General features: G+C 41.7%; 21 protein-coding genes and 5 pseudogenes. 8 read left to right on the top strand and 18 right to left on the bottom strand.

Features of this window, described 5'->3' with window-relative positions:
- Positions 1-164: 164 nt before the first annotated feature.
- From BN4609_RS06215 to BN4609_RS06230, 5 genes and pseudogenes are all read right to left on the bottom strand, one after another.
- Positions 165-1,433, bottom strand: a pseudogene (locus BN4609_RS06215) (GLUG motif-containing protein); the annotation flags it as partial.
- Entirely contained in the window at positions 1,418-1,567 is a 150-nt protein-coding gene (locus tag BN4609_RS16445) for a hypothetical protein (protein WP_164071588.1), read from the bottom strand. The pseudogene BN4609_RS06215 and the gene BN4609_RS16445, both read right to left, overlap by 16 nt.
- Positions 1,564-1,989 carry a PcfK-like family protein gene (locus BN4609_RS06220; RefSeq protein ID WP_068855718.1) on the bottom strand — a complete coding sequence of 142 codons (426 nt, stop codon included), beginning with the start codon at positions 1,987-1,989 and terminating at the stop codon, positions 1,564-1,566. Before BN4609_RS06220 ends, BN4609_RS16445 begins: the two co-directional genes overlap by 4 nt.
- A gap of 23 nt (positions 1,990-2,012) precedes the next feature.
- Complete coding sequence (locus tag BN4609_RS06225) at positions 2,013-2,252, bottom strand: DUF6926 domain-containing protein (RefSeq protein ID WP_022159259.1); 240 nt, start codon at positions 2,250-2,252, stop codon at positions 2,013-2,015.
- 12 nt (positions 2,253-2,264) lie between these two features.
- A complete protein-coding gene (locus BN4609_RS06230) occupies positions 2,265-2,489 on the bottom strand; it encodes a hypothetical protein (protein ID WP_068855719.1) in 225 nt (74 codons plus the stop codon).
- A 31-nt stretch (positions 2,490-2,520) separates the two neighbouring features.
- Between BN4609_RS06230 and BN4609_RS16450 the strand changes: the two genes are divergently transcribed.
- A complete protein-coding gene (locus tag BN4609_RS16450) occupies positions 2,521-2,697 on the top strand; it encodes a hypothetical protein (protein WP_164071592.1) in 177 nt (58 codons plus the stop codon).
- A gap of 92 nt (positions 2,698-2,789) precedes the next feature.
- Here BN4609_RS16450 and BN4609_RS06235 read toward each other — a convergent pair.
- Positions 2,790-3,287: pseudogene (locus BN4609_RS06235) on the bottom strand (RteC domain-containing protein); the annotation flags it as partial.
- A gap of 1,229 nt (positions 3,288-4,516) precedes the next feature.
- Here BN4609_RS06235 and BN4609_RS06245 point away from each other — a divergent pair.
- From BN4609_RS06245 to BN4609_RS16950, 4 genes and pseudogenes are all read left to right on the top strand, one after another.
- Positions 4,517-4,860: pseudogene (locus tag BN4609_RS06245) on the top strand (RHS repeat-associated core domain-containing protein); the annotation flags it as partial.
- A 16-nt stretch (positions 4,861-4,876) separates the two neighbouring features.
- Entirely contained in the window at positions 4,877-5,341 is a 465-nt protein-coding gene (locus BN4609_RS06250; protein ID WP_164071593.1) for a hypothetical protein, read from the top strand.
- 41 nt (positions 5,342-5,382) lie between these two features.
- A complete protein-coding gene (locus tag BN4609_RS06255) occupies positions 5,383-6,456 on the top strand; it encodes a PDDEXK nuclease domain-containing protein (RefSeq protein WP_262503279.1) in 1,074 nt (357 codons plus the stop codon).
- Positions 6,457-6,713: 257 nt separating this feature from the next.
- Entirely contained in the window at positions 6,714-7,622 is a 909-nt protein-coding gene (locus BN4609_RS16950; protein ID WP_241033220.1) for an ORF6N domain-containing protein, read from the top strand.
- A gap of 123 nt (positions 7,623-7,745) precedes the next feature.
- Here the strand turns inward: BN4609_RS16950 and BN4609_RS06265 are convergent.
- The 4 genes and pseudogenes from BN4609_RS06265 to BN4609_RS06280 form a co-directional block, all read right to left on the bottom strand.
- Positions 7,746-8,213: pseudogene (locus tag BN4609_RS06265) on the bottom strand (hypothetical protein); the annotation flags it as partial.
- Positions 8,214-8,248: 35 nt separating this feature from the next.
- Entirely contained in the window at positions 8,249-9,199 is a 951-nt protein-coding gene (locus BN4609_RS06270) for a relaxase/mobilization nuclease domain-containing protein (RefSeq protein ID WP_068855723.1), read from the bottom strand.
- A complete protein-coding gene (locus tag BN4609_RS06275) occupies positions 9,196-9,609 on the bottom strand; it encodes a plasmid mobilization protein (RefSeq protein ID WP_068855724.1) in 414 nt (137 codons plus the stop codon). The genes BN4609_RS06270 and BN4609_RS06275 overlap by 4 nt, the downstream gene beginning before the upstream one ends.
- Positions 9,610-9,793: 184 nt before the next feature.
- Entirely contained in the window at positions 9,794-10,276 is a 483-nt protein-coding gene (locus BN4609_RS06280) for a DUF3408 domain-containing protein (RefSeq protein WP_068855725.1), read from the bottom strand.
- 397 nt (positions 10,277-10,673) lie between these two features.
- On the opposite strand from BN4609_RS06280, the gene BN4609_RS06285 reads away from it, so the two are divergent.
- A complete protein-coding gene (locus tag BN4609_RS06285; RefSeq protein WP_008656559.1) occupies positions 10,674-10,985 on the top strand; it encodes a helix-turn-helix domain-containing protein in 312 nt (103 codons plus the stop codon).
- Positions 10,986-11,067: 82 nt separating this feature from the next.
- Positions 11,068-11,376: a helix-turn-helix domain-containing protein gene (locus tag BN4609_RS06290; RefSeq protein ID WP_008145366.1), complete on the top strand. Its 309-nt coding sequence runs from the start codon at positions 11,068-11,070 to the stop codon at positions 11,374-11,376.
- A 238-nt stretch (positions 11,377-11,614) separates the two neighbouring features.
- On the opposite strand, the gene BN4609_RS06295 is transcribed toward BN4609_RS06290, so the two are convergent.
- From BN4609_RS06295 to BN4609_RS06330, 8 genes and pseudogenes are all read right to left on the bottom strand, one after another.
- The gene (locus BN4609_RS06295; protein WP_008628592.1) at positions 11,615-11,977 is read right to left on the bottom strand and encodes a virulence RhuM family protein; all 363 of its coding nucleotides are present in this window, start codon (positions 11,975-11,977) and stop codon (positions 11,615-11,617) included.
- Positions 11,974-13,185, bottom strand: coding sequence for a site-specific integrase (locus BN4609_RS06300; RefSeq protein WP_068855726.1), 1,212 nt, complete (start codon positions 13,183-13,185; stop codon positions 11,974-11,976). The genes BN4609_RS06295 and BN4609_RS06300 overlap by 4 nt, the downstream gene beginning before the upstream one ends.
- A 64-nt stretch (positions 13,186-13,249) precedes the next feature.
- Entirely contained in the window at positions 13,250-14,482 is a 1,233-nt protein-coding gene (locus tag BN4609_RS06305; protein WP_068855727.1) for a site-specific integrase, read from the bottom strand.
- Positions 14,483-14,783: 301 nt separating this feature from the next.
- A pseudogene (locus tag BN4609_RS06310) lies at positions 14,784-15,131 on the bottom strand (RteC domain-containing protein); the annotation flags it as partial.
- Positions 15,132-15,188: 57 nt separating this feature from the next.
- Positions 15,189-15,794, bottom strand: coding sequence for a hypothetical protein (locus tag BN4609_RS06315; RefSeq protein WP_068855728.1), 606 nt, complete (start codon positions 15,792-15,794; stop codon positions 15,189-15,191).
- Complete coding sequence (locus BN4609_RS06320; protein ID WP_068855729.1) at positions 15,791-16,939, bottom strand: GyrI-like domain-containing protein; 1,149 nt, start codon at positions 16,937-16,939, stop codon at positions 15,791-15,793. Before BN4609_RS06320 ends, BN4609_RS06315 begins: the two co-directional genes overlap by 4 nt.
- Before the next feature lie 118 nt (positions 16,940-17,057).
- The gene (locus BN4609_RS06325; protein ID WP_068855730.1) at positions 17,058-17,681 is read right to left on the bottom strand and encodes a CatA-like O-acetyltransferase, family 2; all 624 of its coding nucleotides are present in this window, start codon (positions 17,679-17,681) and stop codon (positions 17,058-17,060) included.
- Positions 17,682-17,761: 80 nt separating this feature from the next.
- Positions 17,762-18,583 carry a response regulator transcription factor gene (locus tag BN4609_RS06330; protein ID WP_068855731.1) on the bottom strand — a complete coding sequence of 274 codons (822 nt, stop codon included), beginning with the start codon at positions 18,581-18,583 and terminating at the stop codon, positions 17,762-17,764.
- An 800-nt stretch (positions 18,584-19,383) separates the two neighbouring features.
- Here BN4609_RS06330 and BN4609_RS06335 point away from each other — a divergent pair.
- Complete coding sequence (locus BN4609_RS06335) at positions 19,384-20,757, top strand: hypothetical protein (protein ID WP_068855732.1); 1,374 nt, start codon at positions 19,384-19,386, stop codon at positions 20,755-20,757.
- Positions 20,758-20,839 lie beyond the last annotated feature (82 nt).

A 20,839-nucleotide genomic window follows, 5' to 3' on the forward strand; every position in this document is an offset into this window, starting at 1 on the left:
ACAGCTTCCATATTTACACTGGAGTCTATATTATTATTAACAATGCCTTGATGCCAAAACCTATATGGTGGATTCTCCGTGTGTTCCATCACATCCTCCTTTTTTATTGGGGTTATACTTCGGTTTATGTTCGTTGCGGGTGGAAATTTTCCGCCCGCAACGGCTTACTGCTTCCTCAAGGTAGGCAATGCTCCTTTAAGTTCGTAACGCCACTTTGAGCCTGCGTTCTGCAAGGCGCGGTTCATGGCATCAACGGCGTTCTGCCAGGTAACGTCAGTGCCGTCCACCTTCGTGGCTCCGGTGCTTTCCCTATTGTAGCCGATGCCTTGTTCATGATTGTTCTTCCAATAGCCGGCGGTCACGGTGGTGTAGTTATTTCCCAAAAAGCCGCCGATATGTACATAGCCAGTGCTACTACCCGTACTGGTTACGTTGCCCGTGGCATAGCAGGCAAGGAGGCTGCTTCCTGCGTTCATTCCCACCAGACCGCCGCCAGCGATATTCTTTGCGGGAGCCATTTCTATGATCACGTTGCCCGTTGCATAGCAAGCGGTCAGGGTGGCACTCGAATTCGTCTGACCTGCCACGCCGCCGACATCGACCATTCCCTTCACTGTGGCAGAGGAACTGCATCCGGTGATGGAACCGTCTATTTGAGCACCCACCACACCGCCGACATACACCGTGCCGCTGACGCTGCCCGACACCGAGCAGTTTTCAATGGTGCCCCAGCTATATCCTACCACGCCGCCAATACTGCCGCCATATATTTGATTGCTTGTTATCTGTACGCCCTCCATCACCACGTTCTTCACCGTACCAGCTCTATTGAGCCAGCCGAACAGACCCGCATATTCGTCATTTGTCGTAAAGGTCAGCCCCGTGATGGTATGGCCGCCACCGTCGAAGGTGCCTTTGTATGAGTTGTCGTAGTCTGTGCCTATCGGCGTCCAGTCTTTGCCTGTGAGGTCAATGTTTTTGTCGAGGGTAATGTTAATGTCGCTCTTACCTCCGTTCACTAATTCGGCTATATTCATCAGACCGTCGGCGTTATAGACCGTGTAGCTGCCGTTGCTCTCTATGGTATAGCCCAGGTCTTTTGCCGCAGCGAGGGAGARGGTGTAGGTATATTCACCGCCCGCCTGCCAGTCGGTAGCYTTCTTCATCTTATAAACGAAGGTCTTGCCGTTAGTGAAGGTGCAGYRYATGAAGGRRGTGCCAGCTGCCACARTTTGCGGGGCTACYATGGCGGTGTAGGTGTTGCTGCCCTTGRRYTACGGGACGATTATATCCGGGTTGTCMCCTTCGGTGGAGAGGCCCGTCAGTCGCACGGATACCAGCCCCTCGGTGTAGTCCGTCAGAACGATGGTCACTCGCGCCGTGCGGTGGGTGAAGCGGAGCGTGGGGCTACCGTAGGTCACCGTCTGGTGGTCTGTCCGTGCTTCAACTGAAAGGCATAGTGGTCAAGACACTCACGGAATGCCCATTGCATTTGCGCTCCCTTGATAGGTCGTAACCCCTTGTTTGAGGTTACGACTTGCTTCTGATATTTCGTTCTTGGTTTCATAACGTGTCGAATAATGATGGTTGGTGTACTTCTGTTTCCGTTCTCTGTGAGGTGCGTTTGGCGGTATCTCTGTTACGCATCTTGTTCATCTGCTCTTGCTGATATTGGCGGATGGCTTCCTGTCTTGCCTGTACCTTCTCCTCCTCTGTGAGTTCGATGTGGTGGTTAACAGACACTTGGCAGTTCAGAGGTTTGCCGACCTCGATGTCCTTCTCCTCATAGTAGTGGATGGCTTGCCCATATATCTCGTCATCGCAAAAGCCGTTGCAACCGCTCTTCTGTACCCAATTAAGGATATAGGTGACGCAATCGTCTATGTTCTTGTCGTGGTTGTCATACTTGGCTGCAAAGAGTTCGTCCTCCATAGCACGCTCCTCCAAATAGGCTTGTATGGTTCTCTTGAAATATTCTGTAGTGTTCATATCTGATGTTGTTAAAGGGTTCGTTACTCGTGATAGATGATGTCGCAGTCCTCAACTTCTGTAGGCAGTCCGAAGAACGGATAATGGCTGAAGTAAGGTTCTGTGCACATGTCCTCGTTGTATCTTGGACTTACTATCTCTATATTGTTCTTGCGCATGGCTTCGTCCACCATACGGATTTCCTCGTCAGTCAGTCCGCTTGCATCGCCATTGATGATGTAGCAGAGTGCCCATGTAGGTATCGCTTCAATGCTTCTGTTCATATCGCTTGCCCATTAAATGGTTTGCTTGATTAGCTCAATCGTATATTTCGGGTTCACCTCGTTGAAGATGAAGTCCACAAAATCACGTCTTGCGTCCTTGTTCAACTCTCTGTAGATGTCCTTGAATGATGTGATGTTACCATTGATGTATGTGTCCACCATATACTCAAAGATGTTGTCCACCTCATAATATCTGCATTGCTGTGATGCAGTCTTTGAATGTCTTTTTGTTCCCATATTCTTGTATGCTTAAAGTGTCAATAACCAAATGAATGTTCCAATCAGTACCACCATAGAAAGAATGGAAATGATGATGCCGAAGATGAACTTCACAATTCCCAATATGACTTCACCGACCATGCAGAGAGCCATATATCCCAACCAAGCCACCAAAGTGATGAGGGTTGAGCCGACTGCGGAGAGACTACATTCTGTTTATTTCTAATTCGTAACCTCTTCTTTTTATGAGATAAAAACTTATCTCATTCTCAATCACTTATAAAAAATACGTACTTTCACATACTGGAATACTGGAGATTATTTCATATCATCCTCATTCATCCGCTTAACAAGGCTTTCTATCAGATGATGAAGATATGCCGTTCGGTCTTTTCTCTCCTTCATGGCTATGTATGAAGCGTAATAATCTCCTAAATCAATGTGGAATATCGTGCTAAGGAAATTCATCATTTCTTTTATTTCCACATTGCCATTGTTTATGTCGCCCGAAGATACAAGAGAATATCCCAGTTCGATAAGATATGACTTTTTGCCTGTGAAGCGGAACGGGTATTTGAAGCATCTTTGTAGGTTATCTTCTATCTGATTATTCGTTACCAGTTTTACCAATCGCTTATTCAAATAAATGCGCAGCATTTCATTGGCGATAATCTTTGCCACTTTATAGTCATATCCGGTTGAGAAATTAGGGTCTTTATCGAATTGTGCGCTATCGGTACATAACCGCAAATCGGCTTTTCCACGAACAAAATAATATTCATCATACACAGTGGAGTGTGAACGGTAATATTGATAACTCGCTCTAATTTGGACTTTGATTGAAAATCAAGAAGTTGGGCGTTTGCCTATATTATATAGGTAACAATATGGAAACGAGCGGACTTCTGCTCGTTTCTGTATTTTGCAATATGCAAAGAACGCCTCAATTCGGGGACAAAGATACGATATTTTTCTTAATATCCCATAATTTGCAAGAAGAGAAATATAGAAATTAGGACTTTTTTACATGAAATCTCAAACTTGTGAACATAACCCCATCATAAAATGAATAGCAAGTATTCCTGCAGAGTTTATCAAATCAGGGCCATTGTTGTTGATGATGACTCTACCAACAGCTCATATATACCTTTCCGACACAAGCATATATTGTTTTCGTTTGTACTCCGAGTGTGTACAGTTTCAAAACATGATTTACATTCTTATATAAGAAAGTGAAGCCGTGACCATTTGTGTATTTTTGCCAAACTAACTCCAGTACATACAACAGATGTAAAAGATTTCTGCAAAATCGACCAAAATCATAAGAAAAAAACACCAAATCAGCAAATTTCTTAAAGATTATATCCGTTTATTAAGATTATTTTTGTATATTTGCAGCATTAGTTTGGTGGTAAAGCCTATTGGCCTGCCACGTGACAATAGGACTTTACGGAGCAAGCCTATATCACAATTCTTCTCCGTAGTAACAGTCCGTTCTCTCTCACTGGTCTCTCCCTGCGCGGCAGAGGCATACGTTTTTATATTTTTCAAACACTCCAAATTGACAGCGCATGATAGATCAAAGTCGCCAACTTAAAATCTCTGGAGCTGAAAAAATCACCGATAAGGTAATAGAAGAAAAGGACTCTAAAAATAATAATACAAAAGATAATAAATAATGGATACGATACCTCTATGGTGCATAATATTTATTAATTGCATAACGCTCTTGAGTAGTGTATGGATACTTATATATTTATACAGAAATAGGAGTAAAAAAAGTTTTTCCACATATATATATGGAATAGCTTCATTGATAGGACTGTTCTTAGGTGTGATAAGTTTTTTTTATTACATCTGTCATGCATTTTGTGCAATATTATTTGGTATAGAAATATTCATTGATACATATATGGAACAGAAAAAGAGTCCTGTTAATAGGACTTATTTCAAAATAACAATTCCTCATCCTTATGTTCTTAAGGGCTACTATTGCGGTATTGGTTTTATGTTCTATGGGATAATGGTGATATTATATTACATGATATAAGCAAAAATATGTTCTACAGTTGCAGGTTATCAAGGATAATTATGCAACCTTTGCAGTGCCGTACAATGGCGAGGACAACAACGATTATGTCGATGGCGAGGCTTCTGCTGCAATGACGGCAGCTTGGAAGCTGCGCAGGCACGAGTTTTGTCGAGAGCTGCAAAGAATAACTTCCAAGAGGGCGACGCATACGAGAAGATGCAGTTCTACTACCACCCAAACCATTTGGGTAGCAGTAGTTACATCACCAACCTTAACGGCGAGGTGGTGCAGCATATTGAGTATGTACCTTTCGGTGAGGTTTTCGTTGAGGAACGCAATAACATTTCAAATAATCCATTAAGAAGAGAGAGAAATGGCAAAAGATAGGATGCTTTATATGAAATTATGTTTTGTAGTAATAGTCTTTGGACTATCTTTTATTACTTGTAACAAGCATTATATTAAGTATAGTGCTTGTTACAAGCTTCCGATACCTAAAACTCCATTTTATCCAGATGCTTATAAATTTGTAAATACAAAAGAAGAGTTTTTGTCAAATATGAAATTAATTAACAATGCAATAAAAGTAGAAGCCATTATTGATACAAATAAACTTGATTTTAACAATCATACATATCTCTTTGTGTTTGGCGCACCAATAAAAAAAATGTACTATAGTTTTAAGACTACATTATTTGACGATAAATCTCCGAGTTACGCAAAGGCTATAAGACATAAGAAAAAATGTGTATTTATAAATTATAATATTCCAACAGGGTACACGTATTTGTATGAAATAAAAAAAGACGAGACCCTTACTGGTTTCAATGGAATATAAGAAATTCATTGAATTGACAAAGAATAGAAATCCGTGGATTATTGTTTATCCACGGATTTCTATTTCTTCGCCTGTATATAAGTATAGGGCGTTATGTGTCTATCAATTTACAGCAAGCACATTGGGGCGCAAAAGCTCTTGATAGTATTAGTGAGAGATTGCAGCGTGAATTACCAGGATTAAGAGGCTTTTCTTCAGGCAACTTGAAGAAAATGCGTATCCTCTATGAGGAATGGCAATGCCTTTCAATTGGTTCGCCATTGGCGAACCAATTACAACAGCTTGAAAATAAGATAGAAGAAGGTGTTGAAATAGGAGAAAAGACACTCCTTTGTATTAACAGACCTATAGAGTCAGCAGACTTACGTATAGAGGATTTTGTGGGCATTAGTTTCACTCATCATATGGAAATTTTGCATAAAACTACCACTTTAGATGAGCGCATCTACTATATACATCAAGTGAACCTGTATCATTGGAACAAGTACGTATTACGGAAATACTTATCAGATGACCTATATCACCATCAAGGCAATATGCCTAACAATTTTCCGAAAGCGATACCAGACATTAAGCAATCAATGAAAACAATATCAATGTTTAAGGATGAATATTTGCTTGATTTCATCAATACTGAAAATTTGGGATTGGAGATTGAGGACATTGACGAACGTGTAGTTGAGCAAGAAATTGTAAGAAACATGCGCGATTTCATTCTTCAATTCGGAAAGGATTTTATCTTTATGGGTAACCAGTATCGTGTCGTACTTGAAGGAGAAGAAATGTTCATAGATCTTTTGTTCTTTAGTCGAGAACTTGCAGCAATGGTAGCCGTAGAACTAAAATACGGTAAGTTCAAGCCTTCATATTTGGGACAACTATGTACATATCTACAGGCATTAGACCTTACTGTTAAAAAGCCACACGAAAATCCTTCTATTGGTATTGTTTTATGCAAAGAAATGAATAAGGCTTTTGTTGACATTGTTGTAAGGAACTACGACAGCCCAATGGGAGTAGCAACATATAAAACCAAACAGGATATGCCTGAAGAATTACAGAAGGCTTTGCCTGATTTGGATAAGATGAAAGATCTGTTTTGCAAATCGTTGTAAATGTGTATTCACATTTTATAAAATACGTATTAAGGAGTAAGGCTATAATGTTCTTACTCCTTTTTTCATTTGTACAACGAGTGAAGCGATTAATAAAACTACAATCACAGCAATAAAACTATTGATTTTACGTTCTTTTCAAAGAAAGGGGTTGTGCAATAGTGACTTAAAGGCTAAAAGCACTACCTTTGCATACAATAATAAGTAACAACACGTTTAAGGTCACAAATTGTGACCTTAAAAATAAAGATAGAAATATGGCAGACATAACGGAAAAGACAGGAAACGGCGAACTGGTCACAAATCGTGACCAGTTGGTTGGTGTTGACAATATAGAGCCTCTAATAAAAATCTTTAGAGGACAACAAGTTATGCTTGACCGTGACCTTGCCACACTTTATGGCGTTGAAACAAAGCGTCTTAATGAGCAAGTAAAACGTAATATTAAACGATTTCCTGAAGATTTCATGTTTCAATTGACCAAGGACGAATGTTTAAGGTCGCAAATTGCGACCTTAAACGAAGGACGCGGGCAACATTTGAAATACATGCCTTACGTATTTACTGAAAACGGAGTCACTATGCTTAGTAGTGTTTTACGTTCTGACACTGCGATTGAGGTGAATATTCGAATAATGCGAGCTTTCACTTCAATGCGTCACTTTCTACAGAACAATGCCGAAGTGTTTCAGCGTCTCTCGACTATGGAATACCATCAATTGGAAATGCAACAACACTTGCAAGAATCCGACAAGCGTATAGAAGAAGTGTTCCGTAGATTGGATGAGGGCAACGCAAAGCCGAAGCAGGGTGTGTTCTACAGAACTATCTTTTGGAAAGGAACTAAACAAAAATTAGTAATGAGATTTTGCGCGATATTAATACTTTCTGTGATTTCAATTCTAAACAGTTTGGAATTGAAATCACAGACTGTTGTAAACATTTTAAGTAATGGTTATAAGTTAGAGAGAAGTTTATTTCTACACGGGAAAAAAATCGGGGTATATAATAAAAAGGGTAGATTGATTAAATTGTCCACAGATGACAAAACGCGTCAAAAGATATTTTTAAATCAATCTAATAGCCTAACTTCCGGATTCATCTTCTCGTCCAGGCTGATGTGTATCTCTCCGGTGGTTTGCTCAATGCCAACTATCGAAAAGTAATCCAATATCTGTGTGGGCAGTACGATACCGGCCAACATATTCAAATAATCTTTTTCCATACTGCAAAGTAAAGGACTTTTCGATTTTCTTACAAATTTATCCCCACTAAATTTCTACTGACCCGAGATTGCCCCAAATGGAGAGAACAAGAGATAGAGCCAAGCCACCAATGAAAAGAAGAACATACTTTGAAGTAGGCTCGAAGCGATGGGTTACGACTTTCTTTTGAGGTGTGTTGTCCATTGCGTTAAGTTTGTCCTGTACAAATTTTGATGTGACATTCTGCTCTTGTTTCACCTGATTAATGGTATCAAACAAGAGTTTGCTTCGCTGTTCATCTTTGCTTGCTTCTTTCTTGGTAAGGTCAACAAAGACACATATCGCCTCTCTTAATTTTGCCAATTTTCCAATAGTTTCCTCTTCTTTTGCAGATACAGAAAGGATGGCTTTTTCAAGTTTGCTTGTATCAATACTTGCAGAGCTGAGAACTGTTTCCGCTCCTGCGTTCTTTGGTGAAGCAGAAAGTTCATCGACTTTCTGCTCCAATCTCTCAACTGTGCCGTAGATGGCTTCCAATAGTTCTTCTTTCATATTTCTTTTGTTGTTTGAATGGTTTGTAACTTGCATCAAAGGCTAAAGCCTCTTCTGCGTTTCTTCTTTTTCTTCTTGGATGATTCATCCTCTGGGAATGGCTCAAAGGTCTGAGCGTTGGCTGGAGCAAAAAGTCCTATGGAAGAAATACCATTCCATGGGTTCTGGTTGCTCTCCGACATGAATGGCAACAGCTCGTCCTTGAAACTACCTTGCTCATATTGCTGAGCAGAGCTGGCTCTTGCTGATAAAAGGTTCTCCGTTCCCTCAAATCTCGCATTCAGCTTGCCAAAGCTATAGCCTCTGCTAATCTGCGTACCCTTGAAGCTATATCCATCCTTGCTGAAACAGATGCCTTGTACCTTGGTTCTCTCCTTGTCCTTATAGACAAGCTCCAAGCAAACACCTCGTTTTGCAAGTTCATTCTTGAACTTTTGCCAATTATCAGCGACTTTCAAGGCATCCTTGACAGCATTGTGAATCTCGTATTTGGCACGCTCAGCATTGCGTAACTTGCGAGTATTAGTATTGCTCTTGTCAGTTCCGTAAGTCAATCCATACTTGGATTTTAGAGCCTTGGTCACTTGCTCATTACGCCTGTAATCATTCCTGTCTGATATGAGTTTGCCCTCGTTATTGATGCGGTTGTACACGACATGACAATGTGGATTGTCCGTATTGTGATGCCTTACGATGATGAATTGGGTATCGTTGATACCCATCATCTGCATGTATTCAAGGGCTATCTTAGCCATGAAATCATCCGTCAAACGTGGCTTGTCCTCTGGTTTGAAGCTCAATGCAATGTGTCCCACAGGCTTCTTAATCCTTGGATTTAGCTGTCTTTGCAGCTCAAAACTTTGTACTATCTCGGCATTCGTGCCGAGTAACACTCCATCGGATGCAAGGATTTTCGCCTCGTCCTTGCCTGTAACATAGCGGATGCAACCACCAAATGAGCTGCCCTTCTTTAGCTTGCCTATCATGTGGTATCCTCCTTTCTGCCCATACCGCTTGGCTTCGGTTTATAACTTGCTTGGCGATACTCGCCAAGGATTTCTTTCAATCTTCTCAACAAGTCCACCACATACACATGGGTTTCATGGAAACCTCTCTGATGCGACAGCTTGGTAAGTTGGTTGAGGTTGTTCGCCATGCCAATGAGGTTCTTGGCGATGGCTACCGTCTCTGCATTGTGTCCGCTGACCACCTCGCCGTTCAAGGCGGACTCACGGATGTACTCCGCCAACTTGCGGTTGGCTTTTCTCGCCCTCAGCCTCAGTGCCTCGTAGCTTGGCTTCGAGAACTTCACCGTGACAGACTTCGACAGCTTGCGAACCCTGCCTGTGGGCGGTCTTCCGCCCTTTTTCTTGTATTGTTCATGTATGCTTGTCATTCGATATACTGTTTACAGTTGGTACACTCACTTTCTGCGACCGTCGGGAGCAAAATTCCTCCGCCCTCATGGTGGAGCGAGGCGTTTTGGGGTTCCCAAAACATAACCTCGCTCCCTCTCAGAACACGTTAGTTGGAACTACAGCCTTTCAGCTATCCACGTCCAAGGTCGCAGACCTTAATTCTCACAATTTGCGCCAAGCCTCGAAGTCCTCTTCATAAAGGCTTAGGTGATGGCGCACGATGTTCTCGATGATGCCCGATACGCTCATGCGTCTCCCTCCGAGGATGCGGACGACACGATCAAGACGGTCTCGTACATCGGAACTGACGAAGACTGGCTTGCGGTCGTCAATCCTTGGAACTTGGAGGAAGGTCTGCTGATACTCCTCCAATGTCGCCTTGCGCTGCTTGCCGCTGATGCGCTTCTGCGGATTCGGTGGCGATTGAGCCTCGTTCGTTGATGTTTCCTCACTATAGGGAGTTGTTGCAGCAACTTTCTCTACAATTGCTCTCAACTCTGGGTTCTCTACATCATCATAGAGAGAATTACAACTACTTGGATTGGCTTTGTTGTCATACGTAGATGGTTTAACAAAATCCAAATACTCTTTTTCCATCAGCTCCTTTTGCTCAGGAGCCAAGACTACATCTTTTGTTCTTGCCATAGCTTATGCTGTTTTATTTGTTAGTATAGTGGTCACGGTTTGCACCATTGACCGATTGTCGGGTGCAAAGTAAGTGTACTGAGTGCAGCCATGCAACTGATTGGGTGTAACGTGGCAATTTAGTTGTGGCTTGCTTATTTGCATACCGAGATAGTTGTGAGAACTTCAACGTATTTCTCAACTCGTCATTGTTCATGTATTCGTTGCAGCCGTGCAAGTTTTTCTTGTTGTTTTTGGCGTTGAAGTCGGCAAACCCCGGCAACATACTGCCACAGAAATTGAAAACGCTTGTTTTTAGATTGCCGTGCCTTATCTTTGCACTCACAAACGTGGAGCACAGCATATGCGTGGAGCTTTGCGACATACAACATAGTATTAACTTAGAAAAAAGAAAAGTATGGGATTCATCGTATTCGAGGAAGAGGCATTCAACTATCTTGATGCCCAGTTGGAGAACTTCGTGAAGCGCATGGACAGAATCCGTGAGCGCAGTGAGGACAAGACCATGAACAAGTGGCTCGACACGCAGGACGTGTGTCAGACGCTCAACATCTGCCCACGGACAGTGCAGACGCTTCGGGACAACGGAACTTTGGCTTATACGCAAATCAGCCACAAGACCTACTACAAGCCGGAGGACGTGATGGCTATCGTAGCAGTAGTGGAGGACAAGAAAAAGGACATGCGCTTTCGCAAGCGCACAGGTTAGGCTGTCAATATACAACAGCCACTTAATCCAAAGCAGCAAGTAAACCGAGTAACGTAAGTATCAACAATAAAACGAGACAACTATGAGCAATGAAGTAATGACAAGAAACAGCGAGTGGATGAACCACATCGTGAACCACCTCAACCGAATGGTTGACAATTTTGAACGTGCCGTGATGAACTACCGCCCCATGCTTGGCGGTGAGCGCTTCATGACGGACAAGGAGCTTTGTGCCAGACTGCAACTGAGCCGAAGAACCCTGCAGGACTACCGAAACAACGGTGTCATCCCGTATATCCAGCTTGGCGGAAAGATACTCTACCGCGAGTCCGACATTCAGAAGATTCTGATGGCTAACTATCGTGAGGCGTACAGAATGAAGGGCTTGTAGGAGAAATACATGTCCTTGATGAGTGGGGTGAAATGAACAAGGCGACAACGTATAACTTACCGAGCGTGGCTGTTATAGGTTGTCGCCTCGTTTTATTGGCTATACCGAGTTGTTCGTGTTTGCCGGGTATCATTTGTGTTACCTGTATAAATCTAATACCATGCTAAAACACACTGCGGTGGTTCGCCCAAGTGGCTGGAGGCGCAAAGCCTCCAAGGAACGTTGCTTTATGGCAGGTCTATGCCATTGCATTCTCTGTAAAGATACAGACCAGTTTAGTGCGGCTTGTCTGTCTGCCGATGACGGACTGCATGATGAACTCCCGAAAGGCTCTGCTCTCAATGCTGTCAATACGGAAGGCTACCGCAATGACGAGTTCAAGGCTATACACATCATAGCTGATGCGGTCGTTCTTCCTGACATGACGGCGTACACCCTGCTCTTTCAGAATGCCATCCTTGAATACAGCCTTGACAGCCTTGCGCACATAGCAGCCGAATACATTATACATGTCGGCAATCTCCTGCATGGTCATCCATACAGTATCGGTCGGCATGGATACCGTTCCGCTCTCGCTGATAGTTATAACACCTCTGTTCATTTTCCAATAGTTTTTTCGTTCGACAATCTGTTCCTTTCTCGCTTGGCAATAAGCTTATCCATGTCATTTGAAATCTTCTGCTCCGTCACCTGCGCATAGACCTGTGTGCTCGTAATGTCTGCGTGTCCCATCATCTTGGCTATGCTGCCGATGGGAATGTCCTCGTTGAGCATCAAGACTCCGAATGTATGGCGGCTGGCGTGGAATCCCAACTTATTACTTATGCCAAGCACCATTCCAAGGGTATGCACATCAAGATAGATGTCTTTCTTCTCACCCAGTGGAAAAACAGGCTTGCTGTCGTCCGTGGTATTGTAGAGCGAAAGAATCTTCTCGGCTATCGGATGGAGTGGCACGAAGAACTCCACGCCTGTCTTCTCTCTTTCCTTGCGGATGAACTTCCTACCATCGGAGTTCTCACTGATATGGTGAGGGTACAGTTTCTTTACATCTATATAGGATAAGGAGGTGAGCGAGGCAAAAATGAAACATCTGCGTGCAAGCTCCGTTCGCTCGTCAGCCATCGGGGTAGAGAGCATCCTGATGAAGTCTGCCTTGCTGATATGGGTCATCTTCGGGGCTGCCTTCTTCTCATACCCTATCTTGGCTATGGGATTGAAGCGGATAATGCTCCTGTCCACTGCCTTGTACATCAACATGTTCAGCCAGAGAAGGCAATGGTTCACGTAGCTGTCGATACGTCCCTGGTCTCGTTTCAGGAACAGCTTGTATTCCTCCCCGAAATTCTCGTCTATGTCCTCAAAGGCGATGTCGTCCTTATCCAACGAATGGACAAAGGCTCTCAGGTTCTTCTGCCATGTCCGCTTGTGCAGAAAGGTTTGTCTGGCTTTTGCGGTTCGATACCATTCCACGATGGTATCACCAAAGTTCAGCAAGAACCTTCCTGTCGTGTCCTTGTCCTTCAACACAGCCTTCAGCATTTCCACGGTGATGATGCCGTTGGCGGTAAGAAGTGAGTTGTATTTATCCTTGACCTCAGCAAGGAAACCTGCCAATCGTCCGTTGTCCCTTGCGTTCCGTACCTCTCCCTTCTTGGCGTTCCACTCCTGTGGTGTACAGGATATGCCTGTGGAAATGGCTGCGCTTTTGCCGTCAACGGTGATGCGGCAAAGTATGTTGGCTGTTCCGTCTGCCTTCACCTTCTGTCTGTTGATGTAAGGCAAAATTGAAAATGTACTTCTGCTCATAGTTGTTGTCCTTATAATATAATAATGTAGTTGAAACTGTAAAAAGAAAAGTTGAAAGCCTTGTTCATAATGCGAGAATAAAGTCCTTCTCGGTTGCAGCGATGAACTTGTCCATGTCCTCAAACAGCTTCTTTTGGGTTACTCTCGCATACCGCTGAGTCATCTTCACATCCTTGTGACCGAGCATCTTGCAGATGGTCTCCATCGGCACACCAGCCTCCAGCGTAATGAGGCTGGCGAACGAGTGTCGTCCCGAATGGTAGGAATAGGTCTTGCTCGTTTCCGCCAACTTGCAGATGGTGATGAGATCGATACGAACACGATTCGTGTTCAGCAATGGGAAAAGGGTATCTCTTGCCCCGTCCTCGTATTTCGCCATCAGCTCCAACGCCTCGGGCAGGAGTTTCACCCTGGCAAGTGTTCCGGTCTTCTTGCGGTTATAGATGAGCCATTTGTCGCCATCCTCCAACACCTTGACATTGGCTTTCGTGATGGAAACGGTGTCTATGAAGGCTGTTCCTGCATAGCAGGCGAAAAGAAACAGGTCACGGCTAACGGATAGTCTCGGCTTGTCTTCGGGCAGTTCCACATCACGGATTTTTATGAAATCAGACATGCTGAGAGCCTTGGGTGTCGTAACCCTTGGAGTGCCAACCCGATAATGGGCGAACAGCAGGTTCTTGCACAAGCCTCGCTCAAAGGCGATGCGGCACATCTTCTTGAAGAGCGACACATAGATGGTGATGGTTCCTGATGAAAAGCCTTTCTCGTCAAGCAGGTAATGGTGAAAGTCACTGATGAAAGGCTCGGTCAGCTGTCCGAAAGCCAAATCAGTCAACCTATACTTCTCCCCGATGAACTCAGCGAGATTCTTGCGAATCTTTCTGTAAGTCCAGACACTGCTCTTCGACATATCGATGCCCTCATGGGTGCTGAGTTCACTGATATGCTCGTCCACGAAGGAGAGAAGGGTGGTCTGTGTCTTGACGCTGCCCTGCAAAGCCTCCTTGACATCCTTAGCCTCGAAGTCCGTTCTCTTTTCCACAAGCACATCGAAAGCCTTTTGGATGGAAAGCAACAACTGCTCGATGTCCTTGTTGGTCTCCACGGCTTCCTTGCTCTTGCCTTCCAATCGGCTGGCACGAGGATTCCAAAGCGATGGAGTGCAAGACAACTTGCAGGAGAACTGCGCCATAGTCCTGTTCACCGTGATGCGTCCCATGATGGGAGCTTTTCCGTTCTTGTCCAATCCGCTCTTTTTTAGGTAGAGCAACACCTTGAATTTTTCGATTTTCATAACGCTTACATTTTGAGTGTGCAAATATAATCATTTTGTAAGCGTTCCTTGATACGCAAAACATTGAGAATCAGCGCAATAAAATCCGTTGATGCACAAAGTTGCCTTTCCGCATTGTTACCTGCTTTGCATAGGTAACTGTGGCTCACGATTTAGTAACTGAACTACTTCAATATTCCTCACTCGCTTGCTTTATGCTGATTTGGCAACTTTGTGCAAATCTGCTCATTCCCAACTGTTTACGTTCCAACCTCTCTTATTCTCCTTTGGCTGCTTTAGAGTTTTATGTTAAACGAATCTAAAAGTCTAAATTACGATTGAAAAAATAGGTCAGATTATCCAGTTCCCGATTGATATAATTTCTAATCACTTCATCACTACCATTAGGACATTGTGTTTCAATCTTATATATTTTATAGAAGAATAGCAACCGACCAAGTAATTCCGGTTTCTGTGTCTTGAAAAATAAGATTTCATCCTCTTTGGTTGGAAATATATAGGTTTGTATTTTTACCCTCAATTCATCAAGAACCGTTTGCAGCTTATGCACCATTGAAAGAGAGGTTTCGATAATATCATAGCCGTAGAGGTCGATTTCAGAAATATCAGCCTCTACTTGCTCTAATATCTTATCTACTACCTTTTTCATCGTATAAGTAGCTTATTTCATTACGCTATTATTCGATTTTACTTCTTTTTCATTCAGTTACTGTTCTTTTGATATATAAGGAGGATAATCATCTTTAGACAACCTTTTTTCCAATGTGTCAGGGGATATATCCCAAAGCGTTGGCAAATATTCAAATACGACTTTCCCGTTATCAAGATAAAAACGAACTTTAGAATTGAAAGCGACAGGTTTATATTTATCTTCTCCTATGGGATTATCTCTATATAACAACTGATTTTCTTGCCATTTCAGCTCTTTCCCGTCAAAAGTCACATCAAATATTCCGCAAACTACGGCTTCCATTGTGGAATCTTGAACTGTTGTTGAAACACAGCGCATATAACCTGTGATTTGCTTTGTGCTTTTTCGCATTGCCAATTCATAACAAAACACACTCGTTCCTGTATAATCTTTGGCTATAGTGGTTCTTGCTCCTTTATCATCCAAATTGTAAACCAATTCTTGGGTAACAGTTGTCATGTCGAACTTGAAACCGTTTCCCGTTGTCACTAAATTTGAGAATGTCATTTTGTCGTTATATACGCCTTCTAAATTTCCGTTCTCTAATTTATAGACTGCACCAGTAAACAATGTTTTACCAATGATGTTCTCTTTTAAAAATTTAATTATTTCGTCTTTCATTTTATCTTTTGTTTTACTTCAATAGGTAAATAGATTTCCGTTACCAATTCTTCCATGCTTGCTTTATCGGGAGTATTGGTATATATTTCAAAAGTCATTTGTTCTCTTAAACGATACTTGCTATTAGGTAACCAATCAAGGTAAATATCCCGATAAATTCTATTTAATTCATGGTATCTTCCTTTTATATTGAATACCGAATATAGACCTGTTTGTATGTTTAGAACACTGAAACCTTTAGGAATTTCCATTGAATAGGGAACAGTTATACCAATCAAAAATCGGCATTTATCTATTTCCGTAATATCAAGGCTATCCAAACTGATACTAACGTATTTGAAGCCTTTATCTGTCAGATTGTATTTCTTGGCAAATTCCATTATTTGCTTCCATAAAGTAGAATATGCTTGCTTATTTCTATGTGTTCGCTCAAATTTCAAATATGCAACTTTAATTTCTTTAATCCTCTTTATTGAATACTCCAGTTGTTTTATAATCTTGTTTTCATAAGCAACATTTGAATATGCTTTTCTGAAAGCAGGAATAGACATCTGAAAATGCTTCTTAAATGCCCTTGATAAAGTATGTTTGTTTTGAAAATTTATCTGTTCAAGTAGTTCCGATACCCTTGTATTCGTTGAAATAAGTTTGAAAGCAATATATTCTAACCTTAACCGCTGAATATAATCACCGACATTCTCTCCAACAACATCTTTGAATACTCTCCGGAAGTGATACATAGACATACAAGCTACATGAGATAAATTGTCACAATTTAAGTCCTCAAATAAATGCCTGTTAATATATTCTTGAACATTCATTATAAGGTCATAGTGTATATGGGCAGTGTTTATCTTTTGCTTCCACCGCTTTAGATTGGGTAACCTGTCGGATAACACATTTCTCAATTCCTCGCTTTTGTAATTCGTACCAGCAATTTGATTATAAGAATCGGGGAAAAGTCCCCAAAGGTAAATGAGGTATTCCATTGAGAAATTAAAAAGATATTTGCCGGAGTTCAAGCAACAAGAACAAAATTCCTGATTGAGTGTACCATCAGAATTTGTTCCATATTCTGTAATATCCTCAATATCTAATGGCATACCACAACTTTGGCAATATTTGGTTTCTATGTCTGTTTCCATTGCTATTTCTATTATTGAGAGCAAAGTTACTCAATCTGTTACGAAATCAGTTACCATAAATAGTCATTTTTGAAATAAGCTGCAAAATCGTAACCTGTGTATATCATTTATAGCAAACTTACTTATACTGCAAATTGTCAATTGCTCTCTGAATCCCGTCCAAAAAGCGGGAAGCGTGCGCCCCGTCCATTTGCGTGTGGTGGAACTGGAAAGAAACGGTAAGTGTCGTTTTCAGCAGGCGGCGTTTGTATTTGCCCCAAATAAGAAACGGATTATTAAAAATGCCGCTATACATCCCGACAGCACCGTCTATTTCATATTGTGCCAATGCGGAAGTTCCGATAACCATGCTTTCCGTCAAGTCGTGATTGACGCAACTTTCAGCCACTTGTTTGGTAAGTTGCAGATAGTGTTGGTTAAACAAAGATACATCATCACAGAAAGGAATATCACACGAACTTACCTCGCCTTTTCTGTTAGCTACAATGGTGTTTACTGCAATGGTATCGTACTGCATCAATTTACCGCCAACGGGCAGCGTATAAAATTCTTTCACGTCCCTTGCGGCTTTGCCGATGCACCAGCACATCAACATATTAAACTTCATGCCCGATTTCCGACTGATTTTCACAAGGCGTGACACGTTGAGTGTCTTAAAGAACGTCACCATTGGCATGGGTGCGTTCATCCACATTTCAAAGGCGTATGCCCGGCTGGTTTCTTGGGGATTTACTTCTTTCATACTTAATGCTATTTTCATTTAATGAATCAGACGGCAAAAGTAGGAGAAGCGTTTGACCCCGGATAGAACAAACGGGACATTTATACGGGATTGGTGAACAAATCGGAATATGGATTTGACACTTTCAGCAAAGACATGGGCGTATATCCGCAGAACTTCTTGAACTCCCGGATAAAGTGCGACTGGTCGGCATAACCGCTGACGTATGCTATTTGTGCCTGATTGATTTCTTTGCCCGCTTGATGCTGCATCTGCGCCAAAGCCTTTTGGAAGCGGACGATACGGGTATATTCTTTGGGATTGATGCCTACAAATGAATGAAACAACCGCTCAAACTGTTTTTTACTTAGGCAGGCAATAGAAGATAATTCGTTTACAGAGATTTGCGGAGTGATATATATTCGCTGTATGGCGGTGTCTATCCTTTCAATTCTGTATGTGGTATCAGTCAAATTATCGGCAATTTGTGACACCAGCCATTTTTCTATATAGCTTATGCAAATAGAATTATTCTCACAGTTGAATATTCGTGCAGCCAGTTCATTCAAACTCTTGTTTTCAAGACTGTAACCGGACACTTCTTGATTGTAAAAGAGTGAAGTCGGTATGTTCAGAAACATACTCATAGCGTGAGGGTGGAATACAACCACTATCATTTCTATATTTCCGTCTGCATATAGGTGTGACGAGAAATTAACTTGTCCGCTGACAGTCAATTTGTCTTGTGTAACATTCAGTTCAGGGATATATAACGGTGCTTGTTTATGGAAAATGATTTGAGGGCAACCGATAGGATAAGTAAAGGCATCCAGCGGTCGATTGCTTTTGAATACCCAATAATATCTTATATAAGGTTGCAGCAACTTACATGGCTTGTAAAATTTGAGTTCCTCTTGAATCATTTTACAAATGTACTTATTTTAGTAGTATCTTGTTTATTACAGGGTAGTTTTTAGTGCAAGGTGCAAGTATATATCTATATATAGCTTGCACCTTGCACTAACCGCAGAATATTTATTTTCAATGATTTGCATATATCAAAAGAAAGCCGTATCTTTGAACCGTAGTTTTAGGCAGACAACGAACAGCCAAAAGGTGACAGAAAAGCGTTATTCTTGTAACCTAAGTTGTACCCCCTAAGGCTTTGACATATTGATAAGAAATTGAATTTCAAGGATATTGGGGAGTAGGTTCATAACCCTCTCTCTCCGCAATAAACCCTGAAAAAACAAGGATATCACGAAATTTGTACACGAATTTGTACACGAAACGCCTGAATTTATTGGAAATTCAGGCGTTTGTTGTTCAAAAGTAAGAAGCTCTCCAAACTTTAGTTACATCTTTCCCATATTCACTTATTTTCCATAGCACTCTTTATATAAATGGTGTTTTAGCAATCTTAAATTATTTTATATCATACTCCAACATTTTCAACCAATAACAAATGCCCAAGTCATATTAATCTAATAACATCCTACATATTTCTCATTTCGAACAGTGTATAAATATAAATAAGCAAAAAACAACATATTTATTGTAGATATATGTTTTTTTATTTATATTTGCAACGAATACACAAAGATAGTTTGCTTTATGTCAAGGGCAACTTCTTTTGATGAACAAAACACACAAATTCATATCAAATAAAATGTATGAAAATCACATGTAAAGTAACATATTTTTTTTAACAAACATCTATCATATGAAAATCAATCAATTATGGATTATGGCAATGGCTGTTTGCACATTGCTTCTCAGCACATCATGCTCCAACGATGATGACTCACCCGAAGTTAAAAATTACAAGCTAGACCAAATTAACCCACTGGTCAACTTTGGCAAAACGGTGCAAGAGCTTCAAGCAATTGCAGTTGGTAAAAACGGTTCAGCCACATACGATGAGAGTTCACGCATACTCAGTGTCACACAAAACGACAATCCGGTGGTGGCAAAAACCGATTACTACTTTGACTTGGAAGGACATTATCAAATTGCTGTCTCCACGTTGAAAGATCCCGATTTGGTCAACATGGTGCTCGAAACCTATCATGCAGCCGGTTTTAAAGATGTAGCATCTGACCAGCAAAGCAAAGCGGGCACTGTGCTGCAGGATCCTACAAACAAGTATTGGGTGGAGGTAAGAAACAACTATGAATATAACCACAAAACAGGTACTATTATTGCAGCACCGATAGATGAGGGTACATGGTCGTTCACAAGACGCTCCTCACTGAGCAATAAAGACGGGTTTATGGCTCCACTGCTTGCCGTGGGTGCACAGCCAGAAGTGATTAAGCTGTTTGAGAGCAGGCTTGGGCACACCTACAACACTACATTGTCATCACCGGAAAAGGGTATAATGTATTTCAATACCTTAAATGATAAATTTCCGTACATGAAGTACTGGCTCGACTTAGACACGAAATCATACTTGGAAGAGGCAGCTGTGGTCGCACCCAAAGGAACCGAAATTAATGCCGATGACGCAGCAATTTTTGTTGAGTCATTGGGATACAAGTATGTTCCGTTGCTCGATAATGACAATGCACAAATTTATTGGAACAAAGAAATGAAGAGTGCCGTATCTCTATCGGTAAAGGCACCAGAGGGAAAAGAAAAAACTTACGAACCCAGAATACAGTTCTATCCCGCTGATTACACCGAATATCTACCATACGACAAAATTGAAATGATTTGGCCAATCACGGAGTTTGGCAAATACACCATTGCCGAAGTTGCAAAATTGTATGAAAGCAAAGACTATTTTGAGGATTATATGGAGGCAGATGAACAGATTGGTTTGCCTGTCGTAATCACCAATGGCAGGGATTTCACCAAAATTTTCCTCTTTGAAGACAAGGGGAAATACGAAGGATTGGCTATGCTGGCACGCAATGATAACGTAATTAAATCGCCAGCGTTGGTACAAGCCCTGCTTGATGCGGGCTTTGAAGCTTATCCCGAAGCAGCTATTCCCACATGGCGAAATAATAAAACCGGTGTAGAAGTACAGATTGACATGTACGACATGCTGGGTATGGGTCCGTTAGTATTTATGCAACGCATTGGTATATAACATTCAGTAATCGGCTTTAGGGAAGAGCCCTATTTTTACATTCAAAACCCGGGTTCCTTCAATCGAAAGGGATCCGGGCTGT

Origin of the sequence: Leyella lascolaii (assembly GCF_900079775.1) — a bacterium.
Lineage (GTDB): Bacteria > Bacteroidota > Bacteroidia > Bacteroidales > Bacteroidaceae > Prevotella > Prevotella lascolaii.

Coding starts and splice junctions, on each gene's coding strand:
- BN4609_RS16445 (WP_164071588.1), bottom strand. CDS start 1,567: ATGAAACCAAGAACGAAATATCAGAAGCAAGTCGTAACCTCAAACAAG.
- BN4609_RS06220 (WP_068855718.1), bottom strand. CDS start 1,989: ATGAACACTACAGAATATTTCAAGAGAACCATACAAGCCTATTTGGAG.
- BN4609_RS06225 (WP_022159259.1), bottom strand. CDS start 2,252: ATGAACAGAAGCATTGAAGCGATACCTACATGGGCACTCTGCTACATC.
- BN4609_RS06230 (WP_068855719.1), bottom strand. CDS start 2,489: ATGGGAACAAAAAGACATTCAAAGACTGCATCACAGCAATGCAGATAT.
- BN4609_RS16450 (WP_164071592.1), top strand. CDS start 2,521: ATGAATGTTCCAATCAGTACCACCATAGAAAGAATGGAAATGATGATG.
- BN4609_RS06250 (WP_164071593.1), top strand. CDS start 4,877: ATGGCAAAAGATAGGATGCTTTATATGAAATTATGTTTTGTAGTAATA.
- BN4609_RS16950 (WP_241033220.1), top strand. CDS start 6,714: ATGGCAGACATAACGGAAAAGACAGGAAACGGCGAACTGGTCACAAAT.
- BN4609_RS06270 (WP_068855723.1), bottom strand. CDS start 9,199: ATGATAGGCAAGCTAAAGAAGGGCAGCTCATTTGGTGGTTGCATCCGC.
- BN4609_RS06275 (WP_068855724.1), bottom strand. CDS start 9,609: ATGACAAGCATACATGAACAATACAAGAAAAAGGGCGGAAGACCGCCC.
- BN4609_RS06280 (WP_068855725.1), bottom strand. CDS start 10,276: ATGGCAAGAACAAAAGATGTAGTCTTGGCTCCTGAGCAAAAGGAGCTG.
- BN4609_RS06285 (WP_008656559.1), top strand. CDS start 10,674: ATGGGATTCATCGTATTCGAGGAAGAGGCATTCAACTATCTTGATGCC.
- BN4609_RS06290 (WP_008145366.1), top strand. CDS start 11,068: ATGAGCAATGAAGTAATGACAAGAAACAGCGAGTGGATGAACCACATC.
- BN4609_RS06295 (WP_008628592.1), bottom strand. CDS start 11,977: ATGAACAGAGGTGTTATAACTATCAGCGAGAGCGGAACGGTATCCATG.
- BN4609_RS06300 (WP_068855726.1), bottom strand. CDS start 13,185: ATGAGCAGAAGTACATTTTCAATTTTGCCTTACATCAACAGACAGAAG.
- BN4609_RS06305 (WP_068855727.1), bottom strand. CDS start 14,482: ATGAAAATCGAAAAATTCAAGGTGTTGCTCTACCTAAAAAAGAGCGGA.
- BN4609_RS06315 (WP_068855728.1), bottom strand. CDS start 15,794: ATGAAAGACGAAATAATTAAATTTTTAAAAGAGAACATCATTGGTAAA.
- BN4609_RS06320 (WP_068855729.1), bottom strand. CDS start 16,939: ATGGAAACAGACATAGAAACCAAATATTGCCAAAGTTGTGGTATGCCA.
- BN4609_RS06325 (WP_068855730.1), bottom strand. CDS start 17,681: ATGAAAGAAGTAAATCCCCAAGAAACCAGCCGGGCATACGCCTTTGAA.
- BN4609_RS06330 (WP_068855731.1), bottom strand. CDS start 18,583: ATGATTCAAGAGGAACTCAAATTTTACAAGCCATGTAAGTTGCTGCAA.
- BN4609_RS06335 (WP_068855732.1), top strand. CDS start 19,384: ATGAAAATCAATCAATTATGGATTATGGCAATGGCTGTTTGCACATTG.